16 protein-coding genes, 1 pseudogene and 1 CRISPR repeat array are annotated in these 21,713 nt (G+C 68.5%); of the genes and pseudogenes, 4 read left to right on the plus strand and 13 right to left on the minus strand.

Translation table 11 applies throughout. The annotated features are described in order from the left end of the window. Positions 1-365 precede the first annotated feature (365 nt). On the plus strand, positions 366-1,445 hold the full coding sequence (locus ACWGJ5_RS41920; RefSeq protein WP_453314864.1) for an ImmA/IrrE family metallo-endopeptidase: 1,080 nt from the start codon (positions 366-368) through the stop codon (positions 1,443-1,445). Next, positions 1,442-2,668, plus strand: coding sequence for a hypothetical protein (locus ACWGJ5_RS41925; RefSeq protein ID WP_453314865.1), 1,227 nt, complete (start codon positions 1,442-1,444; stop codon positions 2,666-2,668). The genes ACWGJ5_RS41920 and ACWGJ5_RS41925 overlap by 4 nt, the downstream gene beginning before the upstream one ends. Here ACWGJ5_RS41925 and ACWGJ5_RS41930 read toward each other — a convergent pair whose 3' ends face one another. The 5 genes from ACWGJ5_RS41930 to ACWGJ5_RS41950 form a co-directional block, all read right to left on the minus strand. Continuing rightward, positions 2,669-3,298 (minus strand): hypothetical protein, encoded by a 630-nt coding sequence (locus tag ACWGJ5_RS41930; protein ID WP_453314866.1) that lies wholly within the window; start codon positions 3,296-3,298, stop codon positions 2,669-2,671. A gap of 110 nt (positions 3,299-3,408) precedes the next feature. Then, complete coding sequence (locus ACWGJ5_RS41935) at positions 3,409-4,905, minus strand: UvrD-helicase domain-containing protein (protein WP_453314867.1); 1,497 nt, start codon at positions 4,903-4,905, stop codon at positions 3,409-3,411. Next, on the minus strand, positions 4,902-5,378 hold the full coding sequence (locus tag ACWGJ5_RS41940) for a hypothetical protein (RefSeq protein ID WP_453314868.1): 477 nt from the start codon (positions 5,376-5,378) through the stop codon (positions 4,902-4,904). Before ACWGJ5_RS41940 ends, ACWGJ5_RS41935 begins: the two co-directional genes overlap by 4 nt. 114 nt (positions 5,379-5,492) lie before the next feature. Then, positions 5,493-6,026: a DUF6083 domain-containing protein gene (locus ACWGJ5_RS41945; RefSeq protein ID WP_453314869.1), complete on the minus strand. Its 534-nt coding sequence runs from the start codon at positions 6,024-6,026 to the stop codon at positions 5,493-5,495. 173 nt (positions 6,027-6,199) lie between these two features. Further along, positions 6,200-6,463, minus strand: coding sequence for a helix-turn-helix transcriptional regulator (locus ACWGJ5_RS41950; RefSeq protein WP_453314870.1), 264 nt, complete (start codon positions 6,461-6,463; stop codon positions 6,200-6,202). 1,196 nt (positions 6,464-7,659) lie between these two features. On the opposite strand from ACWGJ5_RS41950, the gene ACWGJ5_RS41955 reads away from it, so the two are divergent. Then, positions 7,660-8,490 carry a hypothetical protein gene (locus ACWGJ5_RS41955; RefSeq protein WP_453314871.1) on the plus strand — a complete coding sequence of 277 codons (831 nt, stop codon included), beginning with the start codon at positions 7,660-7,662 and terminating at the stop codon, positions 8,488-8,490. 267 nt (positions 8,491-8,757) lie between these two features. Here ACWGJ5_RS41955 and ACWGJ5_RS41960 read toward each other — a convergent pair whose 3' ends face one another. The 8 genes from ACWGJ5_RS41960 to cas3 all read right to left on the minus strand — a co-directional run bounded on the left by ACWGJ5_RS41960 (position 8,758) and on the right by cas3 (position 19,699). Further along, positions 8,758-9,657 (minus strand): AAA family ATPase, encoded by a 900-nt coding sequence (locus ACWGJ5_RS41960; RefSeq protein WP_453314872.1) that lies wholly within the window; start codon positions 9,655-9,657, stop codon positions 8,758-8,760. Further along, positions 9,654-11,246, minus strand: coding sequence for a Mu transposase C-terminal domain-containing protein (locus ACWGJ5_RS41965; RefSeq protein WP_453314873.1), 1,593 nt, complete (start codon positions 11,244-11,246; stop codon positions 9,654-9,656). The genes ACWGJ5_RS41960 and ACWGJ5_RS41965 overlap by 4 nt, the downstream gene beginning before the upstream one ends. Before the next feature lie 41 nt (positions 11,247-11,287). Further along, a complete protein-coding gene (cas6e, locus tag ACWGJ5_RS41970) occupies positions 11,288-11,974 on the minus strand; it encodes a type I-E CRISPR-associated protein Cas6/Cse3/CasE (protein WP_453314874.1) in 687 nt (228 codons plus the stop codon). After that, positions 11,971-12,762 (minus strand): type I-E CRISPR-associated protein Cas5/CasD, encoded by a 792-nt coding sequence (cas5e, locus tag ACWGJ5_RS41975; RefSeq protein ID WP_453314875.1) that lies wholly within the window; start codon positions 12,760-12,762, stop codon positions 11,971-11,973. The genes cas6e and cas5e overlap by 4 nt, the downstream gene beginning before the upstream one ends. Then, positions 12,759-13,958 (minus strand): type I-E CRISPR-associated protein Cas7/Cse4/CasC, encoded by a 1,200-nt coding sequence (cas7e, locus tag ACWGJ5_RS41980; protein WP_453314876.1) that lies wholly within the window; start codon positions 13,956-13,958, stop codon positions 12,759-12,761. The genes cas5e and cas7e overlap by 4 nt, the downstream gene beginning before the upstream one ends. A 1-nt stretch (position 13,959) precedes the next feature. Beyond that, positions 13,960-14,664, minus strand: coding sequence for a type I-E CRISPR-associated protein Cse2/CasB (locus ACWGJ5_RS41985; RefSeq protein ID WP_453314877.1), 705 nt, complete (start codon positions 14,662-14,664; stop codon positions 13,960-13,962). A 71-nt stretch (positions 14,665-14,735) separates the two neighbouring features. Then, positions 14,736-16,319 (minus strand): type I-E CRISPR-associated protein Cse1/CasA, encoded by a 1,584-nt coding sequence (casA, locus tag ACWGJ5_RS41990; RefSeq protein ID WP_453314878.1) that lies wholly within the window; start codon positions 16,317-16,319, stop codon positions 14,736-14,738. Positions 16,320-16,765: 446 nt separating this feature from the next. Beyond that, a complete protein-coding gene (gene cas3, locus ACWGJ5_RS41995; RefSeq protein ID WP_453314879.1) occupies positions 16,766-19,699 on the minus strand; it encodes a CRISPR-associated helicase Cas3' in 2,934 nt (977 codons plus the stop codon). 195 nt (positions 19,700-19,894) lie between these two features. Further along, a CRISPR array of direct repeats spans positions 19,895-20,225; the repeat unit is 24 nt; unit sequence GTGTTCCCCACACGCGTGGGGGTC. 651 nt (positions 20,226-20,876) lie between these two features. Here cas3 and ACWGJ5_RS42000 point away from each other — a divergent pair. Further along, positions 20,877-21,545, plus strand: a pseudogene (locus ACWGJ5_RS42000) (bacterial transcriptional activator domain-containing protein); the annotation flags it as partial. Positions 21,546-21,713: the final 168 nt, after the last annotated feature.

The raw sequence follows: 21,713 nt of genomic DNA on the forward strand, positions 1-21,713 counted from the left end.
GGCAATGAAGTAGCTGACACACTCCACTCCATCGGGCCGGTGCCGGAGCACGAACTCGGACAGCAGAGCCGACTTCCCCGCCCATGGGCCTGCCTGCCACCACACATACGGGGAAGCGCCCGACAGATCTCCGCCGGTGCAGAACGTGGCCAGCTCCCGCAGCTCGTTGTCCCTGTCCAACAGACGAGCAGGCATGACCTTCTGCTCGATCCAGGTGTCGTACCCGGCGGCGTACACCGGCTCCACAGCTTGACGTTCTGTCACTTTTGTCAACTTCGATACAGGTAGGAATATTTGAAGCTAATCTTTTGAGGTCTGATCCGAGGTGGTACGGCATGAGTGACGTACGTCCGGCGCAGCCGGGGATGCTGGTGGTGGCCCGGGAGTTCCGCGGCATGACGCAAGCCGACGTGGCTGAGGCGATGGTGAAAGCCTCCGGCGGTGATGCCGTGGTGTCGCAGGGGTACGTGAGCCGCGCCGAGAGCGGCCGGCTGGCGGTCTCGGGAGAGCGGCTGGAGCTGTATGCGGCGGCGTTGGGGTATCCGCCGGAACTGCTGTGTCTGAATCCGCAGGTGCACGGGATCGGCGTGGGGCTCGTCCACCACCGCAAGCGTGCGTCGTTGACCGTCTCCGCCCTGCGGCGCCAGCATGCCCACCTCGCCCTGACACGCGTTCAGTTGCAGGGCATCGCCGCGTGCCGCCCTGGTCTCGGCGTGCGGGCCGCGGCCATTCCCACTGTCGCACTCGATGCCCTGACCACGGCCAAGGACGCAGCCCGACAGGTTCGCAAGGCCTGGGGCATGCCTCCGGGCCCGGCGCCGGACATCACCGCATCCCTGGAGGCGGCCGGGACCCTGGTGGTCGCGCGTGATCTGGGCAGCGACCGGCTCGATGCGGTCAGCCAATGGGACGGAACGCAGCCGCCGCTCGTTCTGGCCAACGCTCACGCGCCCGCAGACCGCTACCGCTTCAGTCTGGCGCACGAGCTGGGGCACCTGGTCCTGCACCAGTCCCCCGGCGACAGCGGCACGCAGGAGCGGCAGGCCGACGAATTCGCTGCCGAGTTCCTCATGCCCGCGCGTGACATCCGCTCCGCCTTCACGCCTCGCGTCGACCTGGAACTGCTGGCCCGGCTGAAGCGGGAGTGGAAGGTGTCGATGGCCGCGCTGCTGCGCCGGGCGCAGAGTCTGAACATCGTGACGGATTGGCAGTACCGCAGCGTGATGGTGGAGATGTCCGCGCTGGGCTACCGCACGGCCGAACCGGTCGAGGTAGACCGGGAGCGGCCCCGGTACGTCCCTGGGCTGATCCGCTCGGCTCTGGCCACGGGGATGAGCGAGCAGGAGCTGGCCCGCTGTGCCTGGCTGCTGCCCGAGGACTTCCAGCTGCTGTATGCCCCGCGCGAAGGCGCGGCGGTGAATCCCGCTTCGAAGGTGAGGCCATGACCGAGTCGCTCCCCTCCCCGCGCCCAGACGCCGGTTCCGATCCCGCGGAGCCTCCCGACTCTCCTCTCACCCAACCGCCCGCCGTACCTGTGCAGTTGCGGGGCCGGATGCTACTGCAGGCCGGAGTGAGCCGGGTCGGCTACATCCGCGCACAGCTGGATCCGGTGCGCAGCGGGCTCGTCGTCAGCGGGCCCGGCGCGGCGGCGAAGGTCCGCAAGCTGCGCGAGGAGGGGTTCACGGGACCGCTGCTCGCTGATCCCGCCGTTTACACCGTGGCGGCGGCCAGTGAGGACGATCCTTTCCCCGACGTCTCGGAAGGGCAGCTGGCCTTCGGCGACCCGCTGAGGCTGTCGATCGAGGAGCAGGTGGGCCACCGTGTGGGCGCGACGGCGGCCATGACGCCCACCGGGTATCTGCACGCGGAAGACTCCGACGCCCTCAAGGCCGCCGTCCACCAGGTCCTCAAGCTGGAGGACCCCCACGTCTTCTTCAGCGTTCCCGTGGACGTGGGGTGGCTACGCGACGACGCAGTCGAGCAGCTGATCGCCTGGCTCAATCTCGTGCCGAACCCCAAGGCAGTTATGCTCGGCGGACAGATGGACCCGCTGGCCGGCTTCTCCCAGGCGGTGGGCAACCTCAAGCGGCTGCTGGCGGACGTGCCCGGCACGGCGCTGCTGCGTGCCGACCTCGCGGCGTTCGGGGCCCTCGCCCACGGGGCGGCGTTCACCGCCTTCGGCGCCACCAGCAGCGTGCGGCACATCGTGCCGCCCGGCCAGGCGGCCAAGCGATCCGCGGGCGGACCGAACTCGCCCTCCGTGCTGCTGCCGGAGCTGATGGACTTCTTCCTCGGCGAGACGCTGGCGAAGAGGTTCGCCGCGGGCCTGGCGCCGGTGTGCTGGTGTGCGGCCTGTGACGGACTCGTGCTGGACACGTTCGTCAGCAATCACTGGCAGGTGCCGGCGGCCGCCCACAATGCGGCGGTGCTGATGGAGTGGCTGCGCACCATGGACGCTGTCGAGCCGACCGGGCGGCCCGCGTGGTGGCAGCAGCGCTGCCGGCGTGCGGTGGACCGCTACACGGTGCTCAACGCTGAACTCGACCATCCCGGGTTCAGCGCCTTCAAGGTGCCCCTGCAGTTGCTGCAGTGGGCGCAGGCCCCCGTCGCCCGGCAGGCTTCGTCCGCGGCACGCCCGGTGGCGGGTGCGGAGCGCAGTGAACCGTGACTAGCTGATGCGGTGGTGGAACTCCTCGGTGAAGCACCACGCTGCGGGGGTGTAACGGCGCGGGGTGTAGGGCCGAGGTTCCAGCAGCATGTCCACGCTCTCGCCGTCGGCCACCAGGATGCCGATACCGTAGAAGGCGGCTTCCATCAGCATCTCTTCAGCCGCCGGCGGAGCACTGTCCAGCAGCAGGGCGCGCCGACAGAAGGGGGCGAAACGGCCGGCTTGCTCCAGCCCTCCGCGCCATCCCGCGGCGCTCGACCGGACCACAGCGAGATCAATGGTGAGCGGTCGCACCGCGCGCCGGGTGACCTCACGGCGGTCGGCCTCGGCGGCGCCGGCCGGCAGCCGCCGTACCGCCGAACGTAGACGTGCGGGCAGCGACGCGAGTGCGACGGGCTCGTCGACGGGCAGCTCCAGGAGAGTCTGCAGCGCATCAAGGCTGTCCAGACGGGCCGCTGACACGCGGGCGCGGCGTGCGCATTCTTCCTCGTCAAGCCGGTAAAACAGCAGCGCCGGGCTGCCCATCAGCTGGAGCGAGACAGACAGCGCGGCAGGATCCAGCAGTGCCGCGGAGGCTGCGCGTACCGACGTGCCCACCGACGGGCTGGCCAAGGTCACCATGCCGCTCACCCTGCCTCATTCGACTTCGGCCGCACCCGGCGGCCCCGACTATCCCACCCGATGGGGCACGGCCGCCTCGTCCAAACGTTCCAAAAACCCGTCCAATCCCTGTCACAGTGCTATGTCGCCGGCCGCACGGTAGAACCACCACTGTTCCCCGGCGTGCCAGAGCTGTCGTGGATCCAGGACAGGCCCCCAAGGTCCAGACGCTGGCGGGTGCGTGTGACTGCTACGTAGGCCAGGCGGGCTTCGGCGTCGTCGATCGGTTCGGGCGGCGGCGCGATGCTGCAGTTGTCCTGCGGTTGGAGTTCTTTGGGGCGGGGGAAGTCGTCGGCGATCAGTACGCGAGGCCATTCGCGTCCTTTGGCCTTGTGGGCGGTGGAGATGGTGACCTGTGCGTGCTCTTCGGGCATGAGGCGGGCGACGGCGGCGAGGATCGCGTCGGTGCCGTGGTTGTCGACGAGGTTGACCAGGGGTTGCAGGTCGCGTCCGGCGGGGTCGTTGGCGGCGTAGTCCTTCAGGTCTTCCCAGCTGAGGAAGAGGACGAGTTCGGGGTGGTGGGTGGGTCGTCCTTCTTTCAGGTCGCGTGCTGCCTCGGCCAGGGCGCACAGTCCTTCCCCTCCTCCGGCCAGAGCGACCCGGTATCCGGCGGTCATGAGAGTGATGACGTGGGCCATGGCGCCGACGTTGGTGCGGCACAGGACGGCGTCGGGGTAGGCGACGGGGCCGATTTCAGTGGGCACGGTGGGGGTGCCGGTGAGGCGGATGGGGGCGTTGGCCAGGTGGAGCCAGAGGTTGGCTTCTGCTGCGAGGTGGGGTCCGAAGCGGAAGGATTGTGACAGGGTCAGCTGGGTGCCGTTGAAGCCGGTCATGACGTCTTTGGCGCCGCGCCAGTGGTAGATGGCCTGGGCGGAGTCGCCGACCATGACGAGTTGGGCGTGGTCGCTTTGGGCGAGGAAGATGGCCTCGACGACGGGGTCGGTGTCTTGGGCTTCGTCCAGGAGCAGGTAGTCGGCGTCGAGTTTGGGCTGGGTGAGGGCCCAGATCTTCAGGTAGTGGTCGTGTTCGAAGCGGACGCAGCCGTCGTTGGGGTTTTGCAGGTCCTTCCAGGCTTTGTGGGCGACGGGGACGATGTGGTCGGCCAGTTCGCGGTGGAGGTCTTTGTCTTCCAGGCCGCGCAGTTTCGGGACGTGGCGGTGGGTGATGGTCTGGTCGGCGGTGTGGCAGAAGCGGCTGACCGTGCGCAGGAGGGTGTTGGAGAGGGCCCGTTGGGAGATTTTGCGTTCTCCGATGCAGATGTCTTCGGTGAGGCCGAGGATCCGTCCGGTCTTCCAGGCGGGGCGTCGGGGGGCGTTGAGGCGGCGGGTGTAGCGGTGGCCGATGGCGGCGTAGGCGAGGGAGTGGGTGGTCTTGCACTGGACGGTGTTGGGGAAGCGGGCGGTGGCGTCCTGGGCGATGGACCGGTTGTAGGAGAGGTAGCGGCCGCGGCGTTTGGTGGAGCGGGCGAGCATCTCCAGCAGGGTGGTTTTGCCGGTGCCGGCTCCTGCTTGCAGGGCCAGGTGTTCGCCGCGGCGGAAGGCGTCGGCCGCGGCGGTCTGTTCGTCGGTGGGCTTCACGGTGTGGGTCCTTCGGGAAGTCGGGTGAGCGCGTGCCCGACAGCGGAGAGCAGGTGTGCGGGGGTGGTGCCGGCCAGGAGCCGGTGTACCTCGCGATCGAGGCGGTCGGCTTCCCGGTCGGCGTGCTCGGCCAGTGCCCGGTGGATGGCCAGTTCCAGGAAGCGTCTGGGTTCCTGGCCTACGTGGTGGGCCGCGCGGGTGAAGGCGGCGTATGTGGAGGGCGGGAAGGCGATGTTGAGCAGGACTGTGCCGCTCGCGTCCCGATAGTGGGTGGTGATCGCGTCGATGGGCAGCCGGTCCTCGAGCCGCCGACGCAGTCGGTGGGCGGCCCGGTCGGGGGCGTCGGCCTTGATGAGGGCCATGAGGCGGGTGGCGTCGTGGTTGGGGGCGAGCGGCATCCGGCAGCAGGCGGCGGCGAGTTCGGGCGGGCTCGCGGCGCGGGTGAGCGTGATCTCCAGGGCGTGGTGCGGCATCTGTCGCCTCCGGCTGGACGGTGTTGTGCGAGGTTGGGCAGCTGGGCGCGGAAGAGGCACTGGAGCAGGCTGAAGGGCATCCGCGCAGTCGAGGTCAGGTACACGGCTGTTGGTCTAAAGGCGGGGCAGTGCGGCGCTGGGTGCGCCTGGGCAGCCGTTGTTCTGGGGCGGGGGCTCCTGGCCGCTGTCGTCCTCTGGTGCCTCGGTGTTGGGCGTGTTGGCGTCCGGGGTGAAGGCGCCCGTATCGATCATGCGCCGGGTGCGAATGCCGAGTTCGCGGCGGAGTGATACGAGCCTGGGGCTGTCGGTTTGACAGTGCGGGGGCCACCGGGGGCAGAGCACGGCGTGTGGGAGACGGCACCATCCGCTGCCGTCGTCGTGGGGATAGGCGATGCCGCTGCTGACGTGCCAGCGACAGGTTGCGGAGATGTCGCTGGTGATGACCTCTGCGGGGTACAGGTCAATGGGCCGGCCGTCGTAGCGCTCGTACCAGTCGATGCGGTTGCCGCAGTGGCGGCAGCGGCCGGTCTGCCCGGCGCGCAGCAGGCGGCTGGGGCTGTCTGCTGCGATCCGCAGAGTGCGGCGATAGGGCAGATGACGGGGGCTGCCGTCCCAGTGACGGCCACCGTGGGGGGTGTGGGGGCGCATGACTGCGACCGTGCCAGGTGCCACGCCGTTGGGTGGTGGCGGCTTTCGCTGATGTCACGCGATCGGCGCAGCTGGCGGGAACGGCTGAACGAGAAGGGGATCAGTTATTCGATCACGTCTCGCCTGTGCGGGTGATTCTCGTGGGCGGCAGGCTAGCCCCGGGCTGTGCCGGATCAGGGGGACGGCGTGCCGGGGGTCTGGTGGCCGTCACAAAGGGAGGTGAGAAAGCGTTCGATGGGGACGTCGAAGGCGTGGGCGAGGGCGTGCCAGGTGGTGAGGCTGCCGGTGGTGCGGCCGTGTTCGAGGTCGATGAGAGTGCGCCTGGCCAGCCCGCTGCGTTCGGCCAGTTCATCGAAGGTCCATCCGCGCTCGCCCCGCAGCCGTGCGAGTTCGACTCGCAGGGCGCTGAAGTTGGGGTCGGGCGGGAAGATCGTCACCCCACCATCCGACGGTGCAGAGCTCTGCCCTGTCAGTGCAGACCTCTGCACTATTTGCCTCTGGGGGTCGCGGGCCGGGGTGCAGGCTTCTGCACTACGGTGCGTGCGTCCCGGGGGTGCCTGCGGTCATGCACCCCGCCTACGGCGCGGACAGAACGGGAGGACAGCCAGTCGATGAGGCTTGCCGGCGCGCATGCCGCAGTGCGGCGCATCTGGACGGTGGAACTGCGACCGCAGGCGGGCGGGCTGACTCTCCTCTGCCCGTACTGCCCCGTTCAGGACCCTGCCCTTTATGCCCCCTCCCCGCGCTCCGCCGCCCTGGCCCATCTGGCCCGCCACGCCCGCAGCGACACACTGCCGCCGCACCTGCGTACCTGCCAATGCCGGGAACACGGCTGCTCTTGGCACCCCCGGCACCGCGGTTGCACCGGGCCGGTGCTGCTCGCGCTCACCCGCGACCGGAGCGGCCGCGCGTGGCGGTTGGCGGATACCTGCGCGGCCTGTGCGGCAGCGATGAGCCACACCGCCGTCGTACCGGACACCCTCTTCGGCCCTCACCAGGCGGGCAGGCCTGCCCGCCCACACCGGCCCCAGGTGGACGACGAGCACAGAAAACGGGTCCGGGAGATGCTCACCTACCTCGCATCCGCACTCCCCTGCGTCACCTCCCCCGCTGCCCGAATGCTTGCCCTGCAGTGCGCCCTGCGCGCCAGCAGACAGGGCTCCGCCCGACTGCCTGCCGGCCTGCTGCGAGGGATGCGCCTGTACCGGCGCACGGAAGTATGGCAAGAGCTCGCACAGGGTGGCTGGCTTGACCTGCCCGCTCCTCGTGCCACATGCGTGCAGGTGCGGTTACTCGACAACACCGTGTTGGAACAGGCCCCAAGTCGCAGCGCTCGCAGGCGGGCTGCCCACTGGGCGCTACGGCCCACCCCGCTTGCGGCCCCAGCGGCGGCAACACCGGCAGAACACCTGACCGCTCTCGTGCTAGCTGCCCACACCGCCCCAGCCAGCCCCGCCCCCGACCTGGCCACCGTTGCACACCTGTGCGGATACTCGCCTCAACAGACCGGAGAACTTCTCGACCGGCTCGTGGCCAGACGCACTCTGTCAGCGTGGCACCATCGGCGGGACACAGACGAAGTGCGCTGGCAGCCGGCTTCGTCTCACTCCGGCATTCGCGGCACCGTTCCAAGATGTTCGACTTGACCACAACGGGCTTCGATCCGCTGGTTTTCAGCCATACTGCGGAGAACAAGGCGCATGTCTTCCGAACCATCGCCGTGACACAGCTGTGCGGTAGTGACTGCTACTGCTCACGTGACACCAGGCGGGAAAGCGCACACGTTAGGTTTCGCATACGCCGCGGTTCACTGGCCGTGGTGTCCGGGAAGGGTGTGAACACCATGTCCGAAACCACTGGCACAGCTACCGAGTTGACCTCACAGTACAGCTCTCAGGTAGCCAGCGACCTTGATCGTAATCTTAAAGAACAAGAACGCCTCAGCGGTGAAATCGACGTCCTCCAGGGGCAGCTCGCCGCTCTGCGGCACGACCACAGCGTCCTGGTAAGTCTCCAGCAGGCCCTCGGCATCCCATCGAAAGCCGCAACGCCCGCCGACCAACCCGTCGCAACCGTGCCCGCTCCCCGCAAAAAGCGAGCAGCCGCATCAGGTGCGGCCGAGCAGAAGACCAAGCCCAGCGCCCCAGCCGGGAAGCGGACCGGCAAGAAGAGCACCGCCAAGGCGCAGGCCACGCACTCGTCTCTGCCCACGCTCGTCGACCTCGTCCGTGAACACCTGGCCAGCCAGAGCGAACCTCGCTCCGCTGCCGAAATCACTGCCGCACTGGAACGGCAGTACCCCGAGCGCACCGTCAAGACAACCGTAGTGCGCACCACCCTTGAAGGACTCGTGGCCAAGGGGCAGGCGCAACGCGCCAAGCAAGGCGCGTCCGTCTTCTACACCGCCCCCGACACGGCCGAACCTACTGCACACAGCGAGCAGGCTTCGGCAGCGTCCGTCTGACGAGGGGCCCTCGTGCAGGGGGAAGGCCGCACCATGTTTTGGCCAAGACGCGGGACCGGGATTTCCTCGGTGATCCAGGCGGTCTGCGCGCAGGAGACGTCTTTCACCGTGCCCACTGACATCGGCAGCCCTCGCCACCGATCCGAGTGATCATGCCGGACCGCCAGGAGCCACGCGACCGCTGCGTTGCGCGCACTGCTGACTGTGCCCGGAAGGCCTGCGTGATGGAACACGCGCCTCGTTCCGGGCGCAGCCGACAGCCCGACGTCACATCGTGTGGCGCTGGGTGGGGTCGAGTCGGCTGAGGACAGCGCGGACGAGGTCGCGGCTGTAGGTGGGGAGTTGAGGCGTTGCGTCGGCTGGCGGTGATGCCGCCGCTGCGGGCTCGGGGTGTGGTGGCGTGCTGGGCGTGGGCTGGGCCGTGGCGGAGGGGCCGTTGTCGGTGTTCTCCAGCATCAGGTAGGTAAGTTTGGCCCATTGGCGGAAGTTGCCGTGGCAGATGAGGTCGTCAATCCACAGCAGGTCGTCCGAGGGGACGTCGGTCCACAGAGGGTGGTACTGGGGGATGACGGCGAGGATTTCTTGTGGAGTGAGCGGTTTGTAGCGCTGCCAGATGAGGATGCGGGAGTCGAGGGCGGGTCGGTTCTTGATCTTCTGGTAGCAGTTTTCGGCGCCGACGAGGACGACGGCCAGGCGTGTGTCGTCGTCGTCCCAGAGTTCCCGGATAAATTCGAAGGCGCGGGTGTCGAGCCATTGGGCTTCGTCGACGACGAGGACGCGGGAGGTCTCGGACAGTGCTTCTTTGATCATGGTTTCGCAGCGGGTGCTGCGGGTGGGTGCCTCGCCGGGGAGGTCGAGCTTTTTGTAGAGGGCTTCGAGCAGTGCCCGGATCCTGGAGGAACTGAGTTTGATGTGCAGGGTGGTGTGGGGGGCGAGTTCGTCGAGGTGGAGGTTGACGGCGAAGGTCTTTCCCAGGCCGACGCCGCCGTGGACGCACATGATGGCGCCGTTGCCGTTGTTGGCGTTCAAGGTGGTGACGAGGTTGGCGTAGGTCTCTTCGCTGGCCCGGGTGAGGATGGCGCGGGCGCCGGGGAGCCCGTTGAAATGGTAGTTCATGTTGCGGCGGGCTGCGGTGGGGGTGGCGTTGTCGGCGGTGGGTGCTGTCATGGCGCGTCCTGTTCCTGGGTTTGCGGGGCGGGCAACGGTTTGGTCCAGCGGGTGGATGCCGGGCGCGGCCGGTTCAGTAGGTCGGGTCGGGCCTCGGCGGTGGTGTCGTGCTCACGGGTGGTGAGGTCGCGTAGTTGGGCTGCGGCCTGGCCGGCGGTGAGCCGGTTCAGACGCTGGGGCATGCTGGCGCTGGAGGCGGCGGCGTAGCGGGGTTTGGCGTTCTTGCGGGCGCGGGCGGCTTTGGCGGCGTAGTGGTCGGCTTCGCGTTGCCAGCCGCGTTCGAGGCGGCGGGCCTCGCGGGGGCTCATCTCGTCGCTGCGGAAGGCAGGCCCGCGGTAGGTGAGGGTGTCGGCGTCGTAGATCTCGATGCGGTGGTAGTGGTGGGGTTCGTGGCGAAGGCGGACCCTTTCGCCGGCGCTGCCGTGGCCGTGCATCCAGGCGCCGACGTAGTAGGCGCCGTTCCATCGGACGCCCTTGCTGGTGATCTTCAGGGGGCGGGCGACGTGTTCGAGGGTGTAGGTGTGGAGGTCTTCCGGGTCGAGGGTGTCGATGGGGGTCAGGTCGTCCTGCCAGGCCTGGGCGGGGGTGCGGCGGTGGAGGCGGGCGATGGTGTGCTCGTTGTTCCACCACTCGATCCAGTCCAGGAGGAGGGTGACGAAGGTTTCGTATTCGAGGAGCTCTTGGAGAGCCCACAGGGGGCGGCCGCGGCGGTCTCTGCGGCTGGCCGGGGTGTGGGCGTAGCCGGGCAGGCCTTTGAAGAGCATGTGTTTAGCGGCGGCGTTGAGTGATTCGACGGTGCCTTTGAGGTGGGGGCTGTAGGGCGGCAGGGCGATGAGTTCGGTGCCGAATTTCTTGAAGGCCTCGTCGACGCTTTTGCTGAGGAAGTCGGCGCCGCGGTCGGTGCGGACTTTTCGGGGGATGCCGCCGTAGGGCCGGTGGTGGCCGCCGGTGAGGATGGCGTCGCGGGCGGCGGCGAGGATGGCTTCGCGGCTGGGCCGGTGCGGGGTGACGGCGACGCCGGTGATGACGCAGGTGGCGTGGTCGATGAACCAGGTGATCCAGGGTTTTCGGCTGTGGCCGTCGACGTTGACGAAGACGCTGGCTTCGACGTGGTCGGTTTCCCATACGTCGTTGCGGTTGCCGTGAGGGCGCAGGCGGTGGACGTCGTGGCGGCGGCGTGCTCGTTCTCCGTCGCGTAGGGCGGCGAGCTGGCCGGGGCTGAGTTCGCGGGCGACGGCTCGGTAGAAGGTGGCCGGGGAGGCTTTGGGTGGGGTACCGAGGAGGCCGTCGGCGCGCAGTTCGCGGTAGGCGGCGATGATGCTGCCGTGCCAGCGCACCAGGGCTTCGTGCATGGCGGGGGTGAGGGTGAAGTGGCGGCGCCCGAGGGGGGTGTAGGTGCCGTTGTGGGCATCCGCGTTGTCCATCCAGCGGCGAACGGTGCGCCAGTGGACGTCAAAGGCCGCCGCGATGCTGCGGACGTCGTGGTGGGTCAGTTGCTGGGCGTCGCGAAGGCGAAGCAAGCGGCGTACGGCGGCGGCACGCAGGCTGGTGGTGTCGTAGGAGCTGTCGGGTGCAGGTGTGGCGGGCATGGCGGAGGAAGGGGTTTCTGGGCGGAGGCCTATGGGGTGGGTTATGCGGGTGCGAGGGTGAGCAGTCCGGCGCCGTAGGACTTGGCGCGGCCGATGCCGTTGAGGACGGCGTCGGTGAGGCGTTCGGGGTTGCTGATGGTGGCCAGGCCGTCGAAGCGGGTGAGCGCATACACGCGTTCGCCGTCCGAGCGGTTGTCGTCGGTTCGGGGTGGCCGGGCGCAGGCGGTACGGACCGGGGTGGCGTCGGTGGTGATCAGGGTGAGGCCCGCTTGATGAGCCCTTTGCTGCCACCAGGTGAGGGCGTCGTCGCCGTACAGGGCGATGAGTTTTCCATGCTTGCTGCCGGTGGGATTGGGGCCGGTGAGGCGGCGGGTGGGGTTGGCGATGATGCGGTAGCGGACGCGCCGGCCTGGAATGAGTGCCTGGAACATAGGCGTCAGGTCGCGGGTCTCGGCAGTGCCGTAGGTGTCGGGCAGGCGGGTCAGGTCGGGTGGCTGATGGGACTGGATGAGCAGGGTGGGGGGTGTGTGGTCGGTGGCCTCTTCGAGGCGGAAGAGCAGCCCGGCCTTCTGGCGGGGATGGTCACCGAGGTCGTCGGGGGTCAGGAGAGTGATCCTTCTGTGGAGGCTGAGGGTGTCTTTGAGGTCGTGTCGGGCCCGGGGGCTGTGGGGGTTGAGGCGGATGCGGGTCAGTGTCGCGGTGGCGGGGTGGGGCGCTGGAGTGGTCATCGGGTGCTGTCCTGCTGCATGTAGGCGGCCAGCGCGCTCAGTGCGGGCGGCGGGGCGTAGAGGTCGGCGGGAAGGGTTTCGGTCGTCAGCCACACACGGCGGGTGTGGTGAAAGCGGTGGGTGGGGGTGAAGTCGACGGGTACGTCGGCGATTTCACGATGGGAGAAGGCTGCGGCCGGGTCGGTGGGCGATTTCTCCCAGACGAAGTCCACCGACACGGTGCTCTGGCCGGATGGAGGCGGGGCGGGCAGGCTGAGCGGCACCCGGCGCAGGAGCTCGCCGACGGCGTCGGGGTGCGGGCCGCCAAGGACGAGAGGCTCATCGGGGATGCAGGCGCGCCGCCCCAGGTAGGGGGCGAAGGCCGGCTGTTCCAGGCGGTCGGTGAGGTGATCCAGGAGCGGATCGGGGGCGCACACTGCGACGGTGAAGACGGCGTCGGCGAGGTAGACGCGGTGGCTGATGAGGGTGGAGTCCTTCTGGGCGCGGTAGTCGCCTTTGCTGGTGCGCAGGCCTTGCTTGTGGGGGCGGCCGCCGCCGACGGTGTGGTAGTCGGTGTGGCGGGTGCCGGGCCGGTCAATGCGGACGGTGATCTCGCAGTCCGCGTAGGGGGTGGCTCCGGTGGTGGGGTCGGGGGTGAGGGCGTGTTCGCGTGGGCGTCCGTCGGCGGCGGCGAACAGGCCGATCAGGGCGGAGCGGGTGGGAAAGGCGAGGGTGTCGCGGTAGTGGAAGGCAGCGTGTTCCCCGAACGACATCAGCGGTGCGGCCACGCGAAGCAGGATGCCGTTCATACCCTGACCCGGACGGGGGACGGCCGGGCGGCGGCTTCGGTCACAGCGTCGGTGAGGTCGTCGAAGGAGGCGTGCCGGGTCCCGAGGTCGACGTCGTCGGGCTGCAGGGTGGTGTAGCCGTGGGCGATGCGGCGGCGCTGTCCGAGCAGCTGGTTGACGGCCCCGGCGTACTGAGCAAGGGCCTGGACGGCGGGCTGGGTGTAGCCGCCGCCGTGGGCGTGCTTGACAGGCTTTTCGAAGGCGGCGGCGTAGGAGACGGGGCGGCGGTCGCGTACTGCGTAGTGGACCAGGTGAGGCAGGGTGTGGGGGGCTGTGGAGGTCTTCTTCGCGCCGGGCATGACGTCGATGAACGCGTCGGTGAACAGGCTCAGCAGGTTGAGGGCCTCGGCATGGTCGCCGCCCAGGTTGCGGGTGAGTTCGGTGAGGTTGACGGTGGCGTAGCGGTAGAGCAGGCCGGTGGTGAAGAAGGAGGTCTGCAGGTGAGCGCTGCCTGAGTCGTCGGGGTCGGCCCAGTCTTCTACGGCGGTGAAGTAGTCGGGCTGGGGGTCGCTTTCGTGGACGGTGAAGGCGTGGGCCATCTGGACGGCTCCGTCGACGTGGGCGCCGGGAAGTTCGGCGAGCATCCGGCCGAAGAGGTTGATGGTGGCGGTGCGCTGGCGGATGAGGGCGGCCACCGCCTTGGTGGGCAGCACGGCCGGCGGCTTGGTCTTCTTGCCGCGCCCGCTCTGGCTCTTGGCCTCGGCCTTGGCGGCGGTTTCCTGGGCGAGGGCCTCGGTCAGCTCCTGCTGGTGCTCCTGGCACAGGGCGACAAGATCACCCAGGACGGCACGTGGCAGGTAGACGGTGGCCGAGGTGATGCCTCCTTGGGCCTGTTCAGTCTTCAGCCCTTCTTTGGTGGCTGAACGCACCACCTGCGCTCCGGCGAACGTGGCCAGGTCTTCGGGCCAGCCGGCCTCTCGCAGGGCCTCGGCGACCCGCAGGGGCAGCATGCGGGTGCGGGCGGCATGCTCGTCGAGGTCTTCTTCCAGGCGCAGCCGAATCGGCCGCTTCCAGGCCTGGGAAGAGACCATGGCGCGCATGACCCCGCCGAGCAGCACGGTTTTGGGCTCGTTGTCCTCTCCGCGGTTGAGCAGGGAGGCAGGCAGAGGGTGGAGCGCGTGCAGGTCGATGTAGCGGGCGGGGGCGTAGGCAGCCATGTCAGTCCTCGTCGGGGGTGAGGGTGTGCAGGGCGGTGAAGTAGGAGTCGCGCCAGCGGGCGGCGATGGTCTTGCGGTCGTAGTCCCACCAGGCCAGGTCCTCCAGGAGGACGGCGAAGTCGAGGCGGGCGGCATCACGGCCGTGCAAGCGCGCGGTGAGCCTCCACAGCGCCGGATGCAACATCTGGGTGGAAGACCTGGTGAGGACCTTGAGCTGGGCGGTCATGCGGGTGTGATCGAGGCCGTGCCGGGCCACGGCGATGGCGAGGCTGGTGCCGAGGTTGGGGCGGGCCCGCCACGTCCGAGCAGTGCTCGCGTCCTTTCCGGCGGGGGCAGTGCGGTTCTCGAGAGCCTGAGTGTTGGCGGCTGTGGTGTCCTCAGCGGGCTGTGTCTCGGCGGAGTCCGATTGCGTGGAGCCCGTGCTGCTGTGGCCGGCGGTGGTGGCGGACTCCGGCAGGTAGGGGCCGTCTTCGCCGATCAGGTCACGTTGCATGGCGATCAGGCCGGCGACTGTGAAGTGGGCTCGTTGGGCTCCGAAACCGGCGATGTGGCGCGTGAGGTGTTCTGGCATCCGGGCGCAGTCCTCGACAGGGCGGCCCCGGCCCGAGACCAGGTCGGCTCGGACGCCGTTGACCTGGCACAGGGCGATGACCTGAGTGACGAAATCGTCGTAGTGAGCGCGGCGTTCTTCGGTGGTCGGGCGCATGAGCAGGACGGCCTCCTTGGGGCGGGGAAGCAGAAGAGGAAACGGGTCCGCGGGGATCGGGCGCGTGTGTTTCAGCGTTCGCGGCGCAGCCGGGCTACGGCATCGGCAACGGCGGACGCGGCGTGGAAGTACTGGGCAATCGCTGGTGCCGTGGCCGCATGCAGGGCGGCGATGGCATCGGCGGCGAAGGCCGCGAGGACGTTGACGGAAGGGTTATCGACACAGCGCCAGAAGGTCTTTTCCGCGCGCGGCCAGAAGTGGGTGCGGGCACGGTAGGTCCACGCCGGCAGCCGGCGCGGAGCGGCGGTTCCGGTGGTGGTGCGCCAGGCGGTCTTGGAGACCTCGTCGAGCAGGTCTCCGATGTGTTCCGCGGCCTTGCGGCACGCCGCGAACCGCTCGGCCGCAGCTGGATCGTGTTCCTGCGTCCACGGCCACAGGGGCGGCGTCATGGCCGTGTACCAGGTGCGGTTGAGGGTTTTGCCGTCCTGGTCGAAGCCGTAGACGCGGACGCGCAGGTTCTCACGTGCCTCGGGCGGCAGATCGTTGAGGGTGGTGAAGGCCTCGGGCCGCTGGACGAAGTCTTTCTTGGTGGACGCCTCATCACCTGCCAGCAGCAGGGCGTCCAGGTCGCGCCACAGGGCACGGTCGGCGTCCGCGCGGCGTGGCTGGTACCGCTCGTCGAGGGGCTTTTGCGGGAAGACGCGGTGGATGAGGTAGGGGTCGGCGGCCGGGAGTCTGGTCTGGTTGGCCCAGGTGACGTAGGCATCGGTGACGTTCCGGCCGTCCGGAGAGGGGATGAGCAAGAGGGCGTGGCGGGAGCGGCCGGTCAGCAGCCGGGCCGGGGAGGTGACGGGTGGCGGTGGGCTGCCGGGGTCGGGCAGAGGCTCTTCCCACGGACATAGGTCCTTGGCGTCGGGCCACGGCTCGGCGGGCTTGGGCAGGCCGGCCAGGAGCGTCTCGTACAGGGTGCGGCCCAGGGGGTGGAAGGACAGCGTGGAGCGCAGCGGTCCGGCCTTGGCATTGCCCACGGCATGTCCGTCGACCGTGCGGATGCTGCACTGGCCGGATGCGCCGTAATAGTGATGCATCAGCAGGTGCCACAGTGCCCGTTCGCTGGGCACCGGCTGCGGATCGGTGTCGGTGTGGGCGCTGAGCCAGGCCAGGTTGTTGCCTTCGGGACGGCCGAAGACGAGCTTGTTCACGCCCGCCCGCTCGCTGCACTGCACGGTCAGACGTGGATCCTGCAGGAAGGGGCGTTGGGGATGGAACAAGTCCCAGATGTGAGCGTCGAAGTAGCGGTGCACGGCCTCGGCATCGAAACCGTTCGGGTCCTTGAGTAAGGCGCGGCGCCGGGCCGCCCACTCCCCCACGCTCATCTCGGGATCGTCCAGACCGGTTACGCGTGCAGCCAGCGCCACCAGGATGCGCTGTGCCGCGGAAGCGGCCGGCGGCAGGGGAAGCGCCAGGTCCTCGATGGTGTGGGCATGGATCAGTACGTCCCGCCACCCCAGGTATTCCTGGCGTCCGTCCAGGAACAGCACAGGGATACAGCGTTCCTTGTCGGTCGCGTATAACGGGGCTAACACGTACAGGCTCCAGGAGGCGGGCAGAAGAAGTGAAATGAGCTTCCGAAATTCCTGCCGCTGGTGAGGCACGCTGGGTTTGCGTGTAGAGGGTGTCCGGACCAGCGTGATCGCATGAAGTCCGGTCAGTTAGCACGGAGTTGACGCGCTGCGGCACCGAGGGTGAGGCACGGCCGTGCATCAGGCAGGTCGGAGTCAGCACCGAATGAGAGCACTCACGCGGTGACTGCTCTCAATATTAGCCACAGGCAAGCAGCCTTCCTGACCATACGATTGACCGTTTAATTACCGGCCGGTTTTGGTGCAGGGGTAATCGTCTTTGCACAGCGGCCCTCGGGCTCCGGGGCCACAGGGGGGTCGCCCGTCCTATCCGACGTATCGTCAGCACTGCGTACTTGCGGGAGCGTTGCAGCCGCCGAGGCGTCCCGGCCCGGACGCGTCAGCCGCCCAACACAATCAGCCGATGGAGACCCCTCGGCGGCTGAGTCGTGGTCCTGGCCGAGAGTTGCTATGCGCGCTCAGGGCCGGCCGGTGGGCTCGTTGTCGTGTGTGAGGCCGAGGGCGGCGTCGAGGCGCAACCGGTGAGAGCCGAACCGTACGGGCTCGTCAGGGTCGGTGGTCTTGAGGGGAAGCAGGACCAGGTCGGTGAGCAGGGCGTGGGCGCGCCAGGCGGCAGGCGGACGGTGGCTGCGGTCTCGGTCTGCGACCCAGGCCGCGGGGACAGGCAGAGTGTGCTGGAGGATTCTGCGTACCTGAGCCACGGTTGGTTCCCGGTCTACGGTCAGCGTTCGGGTGCCGGCTGCGTCGAGGGACAGGCCCCCGGTGGGGTCTCGGTAGACGGGCAGGAGGCGGCGCGGCATGGCTCCCAGGCGGGTGGCGGCATCACGGGGGTGCAGGTGCTGGCGGTGCAGGTCCGACAGTGACAGGGTGTGCTGCCAGGCGGGGACAAGGTGAAGGGCGCTGTGGTGTTCTTCGGTGCGGCGGCGTGCCTGATGGGCTGCGTGGCGCCGCTGCAGCGCGGCATCGGTGCGCGCGAGTTCTTCGGCATCGCCGTACACGGCCTCGACCAGGTGCTGGACGTCGTCGGGCAGGGTCAGGGTGAGGGTGTTATCGGGTTGCCGCGCGAGGTAGGCGGCGGTCGCGTGTGGCAGGAACGAGGGTTCCAGGGTGCGCCAGCCGGGAGGGATGAGTGTGTGTCCCTCGTGGTCGGTGGGCTCAAGGACGATCAGGCTCGGGTGCGCAGCGCGGCGTAGCCAGGGGGGTCGGTGGGTGTTCGGACCCCACAGCGGGGCGAAGCGCCGCAGGCGGCCCAGGCGTTGCAGCAGGGTATGGAGTGCGGCCAGGTCGCTGATCATGACGTCGACGTCGATGTCGAGGCTCATGTCCAGGATGCTGGTGGTCACGACGACCAGGCGGCTGGGGCGCTCTCCGTTGCGGCCGAGGAGGTCGCGGAGCCGGCGGGTGAGGCCTTCACGTTCATGGCCGGGCATGCGGGCGTGCAACAGGACGAGACGGCCGTCCGGCCCTTCGGGCCAGTCCAGGGCACGCAGGTGGTCGTAGGTGATCTGGGCGTCGGCCACCGTGGCGCAGCCGATGGCTGCGCAGCCGCCGTGCTGAACGACCGGGAGGATCTCGCTGGTGATGCGGTCCAGCCGGCTCTCCCTCGCGGGCGTGCCGTCGGGATCAGCGCACGAGTGGTGGCGCACTGCATGGAGGCGCAGTTGTGCAGTGCGGCGATGGCGTGCGGCATGGGCGTCGGCCGCTTTGGGGGTGATGCGGGTGAGACTGGCGTCGGCGGCCGCGGCGAAGAGCCAGCCGGGATAGTCAGGGCGGAAGTCCGTGTGGGCAGTGGTGCTGTGCGGGTGTCCGGCGCCGGCGAGGTAGCTGCGCATGAGTTCGCTCGTGGTCTGCGCGGGCAGGGTTGCGGACAGCAGGATCACAGGGCAGCCCAGGGCCCCCAGCCAGTGCAGCAGCCGGGCGAGGATCTGCCGCATGAACGGCAGCATGGCGTGAACTTCATCGACGATGACGGGGCGGCCCGACAGTGCCAGCAGGCGCAGGGCGCTGAAGCGGACGGGAAGGGCCGCCATGAGGGCCTGGTCATGGGTGGCGACGGTGAACTGTGCCAAAAGCGCCCTGTCCCAGCCGCGTAGAAAGCCATCCGGGACCGTAACCCGATGCGGCGGCCGCTCCCCCGAAGTCCACGTGTCGTCGAGATCATCGAGGCCGTCCAGGTCATCGGGATCATCGGGATCGTCGGGATCGTCGGGATCGTCGGGCCAGTATGCGTCGCTGGTGGACGGCTCGCTGGGTGCGATGCGGTGATCGGTGTAGGCGGTGTTCAGATGGCTGTGACTGTGGACCAGGGAGACCGGGGCGTGTTCGGGGCCGTGGGCGGCGACATAGGCCTCGAGGATGTCGTAGGCGGCGTCGGCGACCGCGGTGGTCGGCAAGAGCCACATGATGCCGGCCGTGTCACCACTGGTGTTGAAGATCCGGGCTGCCTCCAGGCCGGTGACGGTCTTTCCCCCGCCGGTGGTATCGGTGACGACGAGGATTCCCGGCCCCTTCTCCCCCACCAGCGGGGTGAGTTGGTCGATCACCGAGGCCTGCAAGTCGTTGGGGTCTTCAAGACCGGCGTGCGCCTGGGTGAAGGGCACCGGAGGCAGCGTGATGCGGGCCAGTCCGGACTCATCGACGACGGCCGGGGCGTTCTTGACGGCCTCCGCGTAGTGTTCTGCCGCCCCGAAGGCGGGCGCCTGCGCCTTGGGCAGCCAGTAGTGGCGCTGGCTGGCCAGCCGGTCCGCGATCACGCCCACTCCGGTGATCAGCACAGCGGCCGGCACTGACAGCTGGTCTGGGACCGTGGTGGCTCCGGTCAGGTGCCGCACGAGCGCGAAGTAGCGCCGGCGGAGGTCCTGCCAGGCCGGGCCGCCCAGAGTCACAGCGACGCGGGCGGCTTTGGCGGCCCCAGCTAGATCGATCTGCAGGAACCGGCCGTGGTGGCCACCGAGGATCTGGGCGGCCCTCACCCCGGGACTGTCGGAGGCATCCACCGGGTAACCTGCTTCGGCCAGCAGGTGCAACGCGGCGTGCATGGATGCCCGTTCATGCGGCATGCGCTGCCAGCCGCGGGTATCCGCGCGCAGCGCCTCGCTGACCCGCGCCCAAGGGTGTGCTTCCTGCTGCTGGAATGCGGAGAGCTTGCCCAGATCGTGCAGTCCGGCAAAGAACATCACCAACTGGCGCGCCTCCGCTGTGGATACCTCCATGCCGCGGGCGATCACCCGCCGCTGTCCTCGGGTCAAGTACCGGTCCCACACCTCGCCGGCAATCGCCGCGGTATCCAGCATGTGGAACAGCAGCGGGTACACGTACACCGCCACCAGCCCTCGTTCGAACTTCCCCCATGGGGTCAGATCGATCCCACCGAACCGGGCGTCCTCACGCACCCCCACGCAGCACCCCCCTTGACTGTCCCCAACTCCCCCGCGATTTCGGGGGTTTGGCCGACCATAATTATGCCGCTGGCACGGATGGGATCTGCCCCTCGCAGCTTGTGCCAAGGAGTCGGGCGACGAGACAGGAACTCGCGTAGAGTGAGTAAAGTCAAGCTTGTTGATCTCGGGACTCACAGGTGAATGAGGGTGTTCCCCACACGCGTGGGGGTCTGTCGTGGACATGACCGCACACGAGGCCACCCCCGCGGTGTTCCCCACACGCGTGGGGGTCTGTCCGGCAGTGATCGTCAGCGCGTCGGTGATCTGCCCGTGTTCCCCACACGCGTGGGGGTCAGTCCTGCCATGCGGTGTCCTCGTCCAGGGAGGACGCATGCTCCCCACACGCGTGGGGGTCTTTCCTTCTGGATCATGATGGCGACGACAAGGCAGACGTGCTCCCCACACGCGTGGGGGTCTGTCCACGGCCAGCACATCCAGGCGGATGGTGTCGAGGTCCTCCCTACACGCGTGGGGGTCTGCCGTTCGAGGACAGCTTGGACGGGGGCCTGGCGAAATCTTCCCCACGCGCGCGTGGGGGTGTGTCCTGCTGGAGGGGTCTCCAGTGCGGCGCGATCCGGCGCTCCCCACACGCGTGGGGGTCTGTCGGTAGGGCCGGTCAGAGCGACGATGTGACGTTCGTGCTCCCCACATTCGTGGGGGTCTGTCCTACGGATACGGAATCGGAGTTCGAGTCCTCGGCGCTGCCCACGGGCGTAGGGATCTGTCCGCTGCTTCCTCGGCTGCCGCTGACTCATCTGCATCTCCCACGTCCGGGGAACTGACCTGCATGGAAACAGGTAGGGGTCTGACGATATCCCGCTTCCAGCGGTGATCAGACTGACCAGGCCTACAGGTGCTCAACTCCAGGCTATCGGGCACCCTTTGACCCATCCACCACCTGCTCCGCCTTCGCCTCACCGAGGACGCCTCAGAGACCAACCGAGGTAGCCGACGGAAGAAATCCGCAGGTCAAAGGCGTTCTCCTATGGCCTTGTCATTTCGGTGCGCTGGGCATTCTCACTCGATGTCACTTGAAATCCTCATCAGGTGTCAAGTGAATGCCGCCAGGACCAGCAGCAATACGTGACATCAAAGTGAGAAGGCGTGGTGACACTGAAGCGAGAAGTCGCACTTCCGGCCCGGCCGGAGCGCGGATGTCCTGTGTGCCGACATGGACCCCGTCCACCCGTGGTCGACCAGCACCCTCAACGCACGGATGCAGGGCCTGCGCAGCTGTCTGGGCAGCGACCCATCCGGCAACCTCTACGTACCGCGCCGCAAAGCTGGCGAAGACCCCTACCGGCTCGCCCCCACCGTGCGCTGCGACTGGCCCCGCTTCCTCCAACTCGTCGAACACGCCCTGCCACTGGGACCGGCAGGGCTACCTGATCTGGAGAAGGCGCTGACTCTGGTGCGGGGCAAGCCCTTCGGCGGCCGACCGCTGCCCTGGGCCGAGCCCCACCAGCAGGAAATGATCACCCGGATCACCGACGTCGCCCACACCGTAGCCACCCACCGCACCCCCGCAGGGCCCCGCCACGACCTCAACGCCGCCCGCCAGGCCGTCGCAACCGGCCTCGACGTCGACCCCACGGCCGAACTCCTCTATCGGGACTGGATGCGCCTTGAAGCCGCGCGCGGGAACCGACAAGGACTCCACACCGCCATCACCCGCGTACAACAAGTCAATCGGGATTTGGACTGCTCGCTGGAGATGGAGACTACTCAGCTCATCAACGGGCTCCTCAACGGCTCGGGCACGGCGGTGCGCATGCAGGTTCCACGAACTGATGCGTAATGTCGGCTGAGATTGCGCAGCGAATGCGCAAATCCGGGGTTCGGTTAGCAATGACCACGGTGCGTACAGTCGGCCGGCTCACGGCAGCGTGATGAGGGCGATGCTCTCCGCCTGCGCGACGGCCAGCCGAGTGCCGTCGGGATGGAGGGCTGCAACGGGAGTGGGCAC

It is taken from the genome of Streptomyces sp. NPDC054783, assembly GCF_053611725.1.

What these genes read in the sequence shown, in the direction of transcription:
- ACWGJ5_RS41920 (WP_453314864.1), top strand. Translation starts at nt 366, where the DNA reads ATGCTGGTGGTGGCCCGGGAGTTCCGCGGCATGACGCAAGCCGACGTG.
- ACWGJ5_RS41925 (WP_453314865.1), top strand. Translation starts at nt 1,442, where the DNA reads ATGACCGAGTCGCTCCCCTCCCCGCGCCCAGACGCCGGTTCCGATCCC.
- ACWGJ5_RS41940 (WP_453314868.1), bottom strand. Translation starts at nt 5,378, where the DNA reads ATGCCGCACCACGCCCTGGAGATCACGCTCACCCGCGCCGCGAGCCCG.
- ACWGJ5_RS41945 (WP_453314869.1), bottom strand. Translation starts at nt 6,026, where the DNA reads ATGCGCCCCCACACCCCCCACGGTGGCCGTCACTGGGACGGCAGCCCC.
- ACWGJ5_RS41955 (WP_453314871.1), top strand. Translation starts at nt 7,660, where the DNA reads ATGTTCGACTTGACCACAACGGGCTTCGATCCGCTGGTTTTCAGCCAT.
- ACWGJ5_RS41960 (WP_453314872.1), bottom strand. Translation starts at nt 9,657, where the DNA reads ATGACAGCACCCACCGCCGACAACGCCACCCCCACCGCAGCCCGCCGC.
- ACWGJ5_RS41965 (WP_453314873.1), bottom strand. Translation starts at nt 11,246, where the DNA reads ATGCCCGCCACACCTGCACCCGACAGCTCCTACGACACCACCAGCCTG.
- cas6e (WP_453314874.1), bottom strand. Translation starts at nt 11,974, where the DNA reads ATGACCACTCCAGCGCCCCACCCCGCCACCGCGACACTGACCCGCATC.
- cas5e (WP_453314875.1), bottom strand. Translation starts at nt 12,762, where the DNA reads ATGAACGGCATCCTGCTTCGCGTGGCCGCACCGCTGATGTCGTTCGGG.
- cas7e (WP_453314876.1), bottom strand. Translation starts at nt 13,958, where the DNA reads ATGGCTGCCTACGCCCCCGCCCGCTACATCGACCTGCACGCGCTCCAC.
- ACWGJ5_RS41985 (WP_453314877.1), bottom strand. Translation starts at nt 14,664, where the DNA reads ATGCGCCCGACCACCGAAGAACGCCGCGCTCACTACGACGATTTCGTC.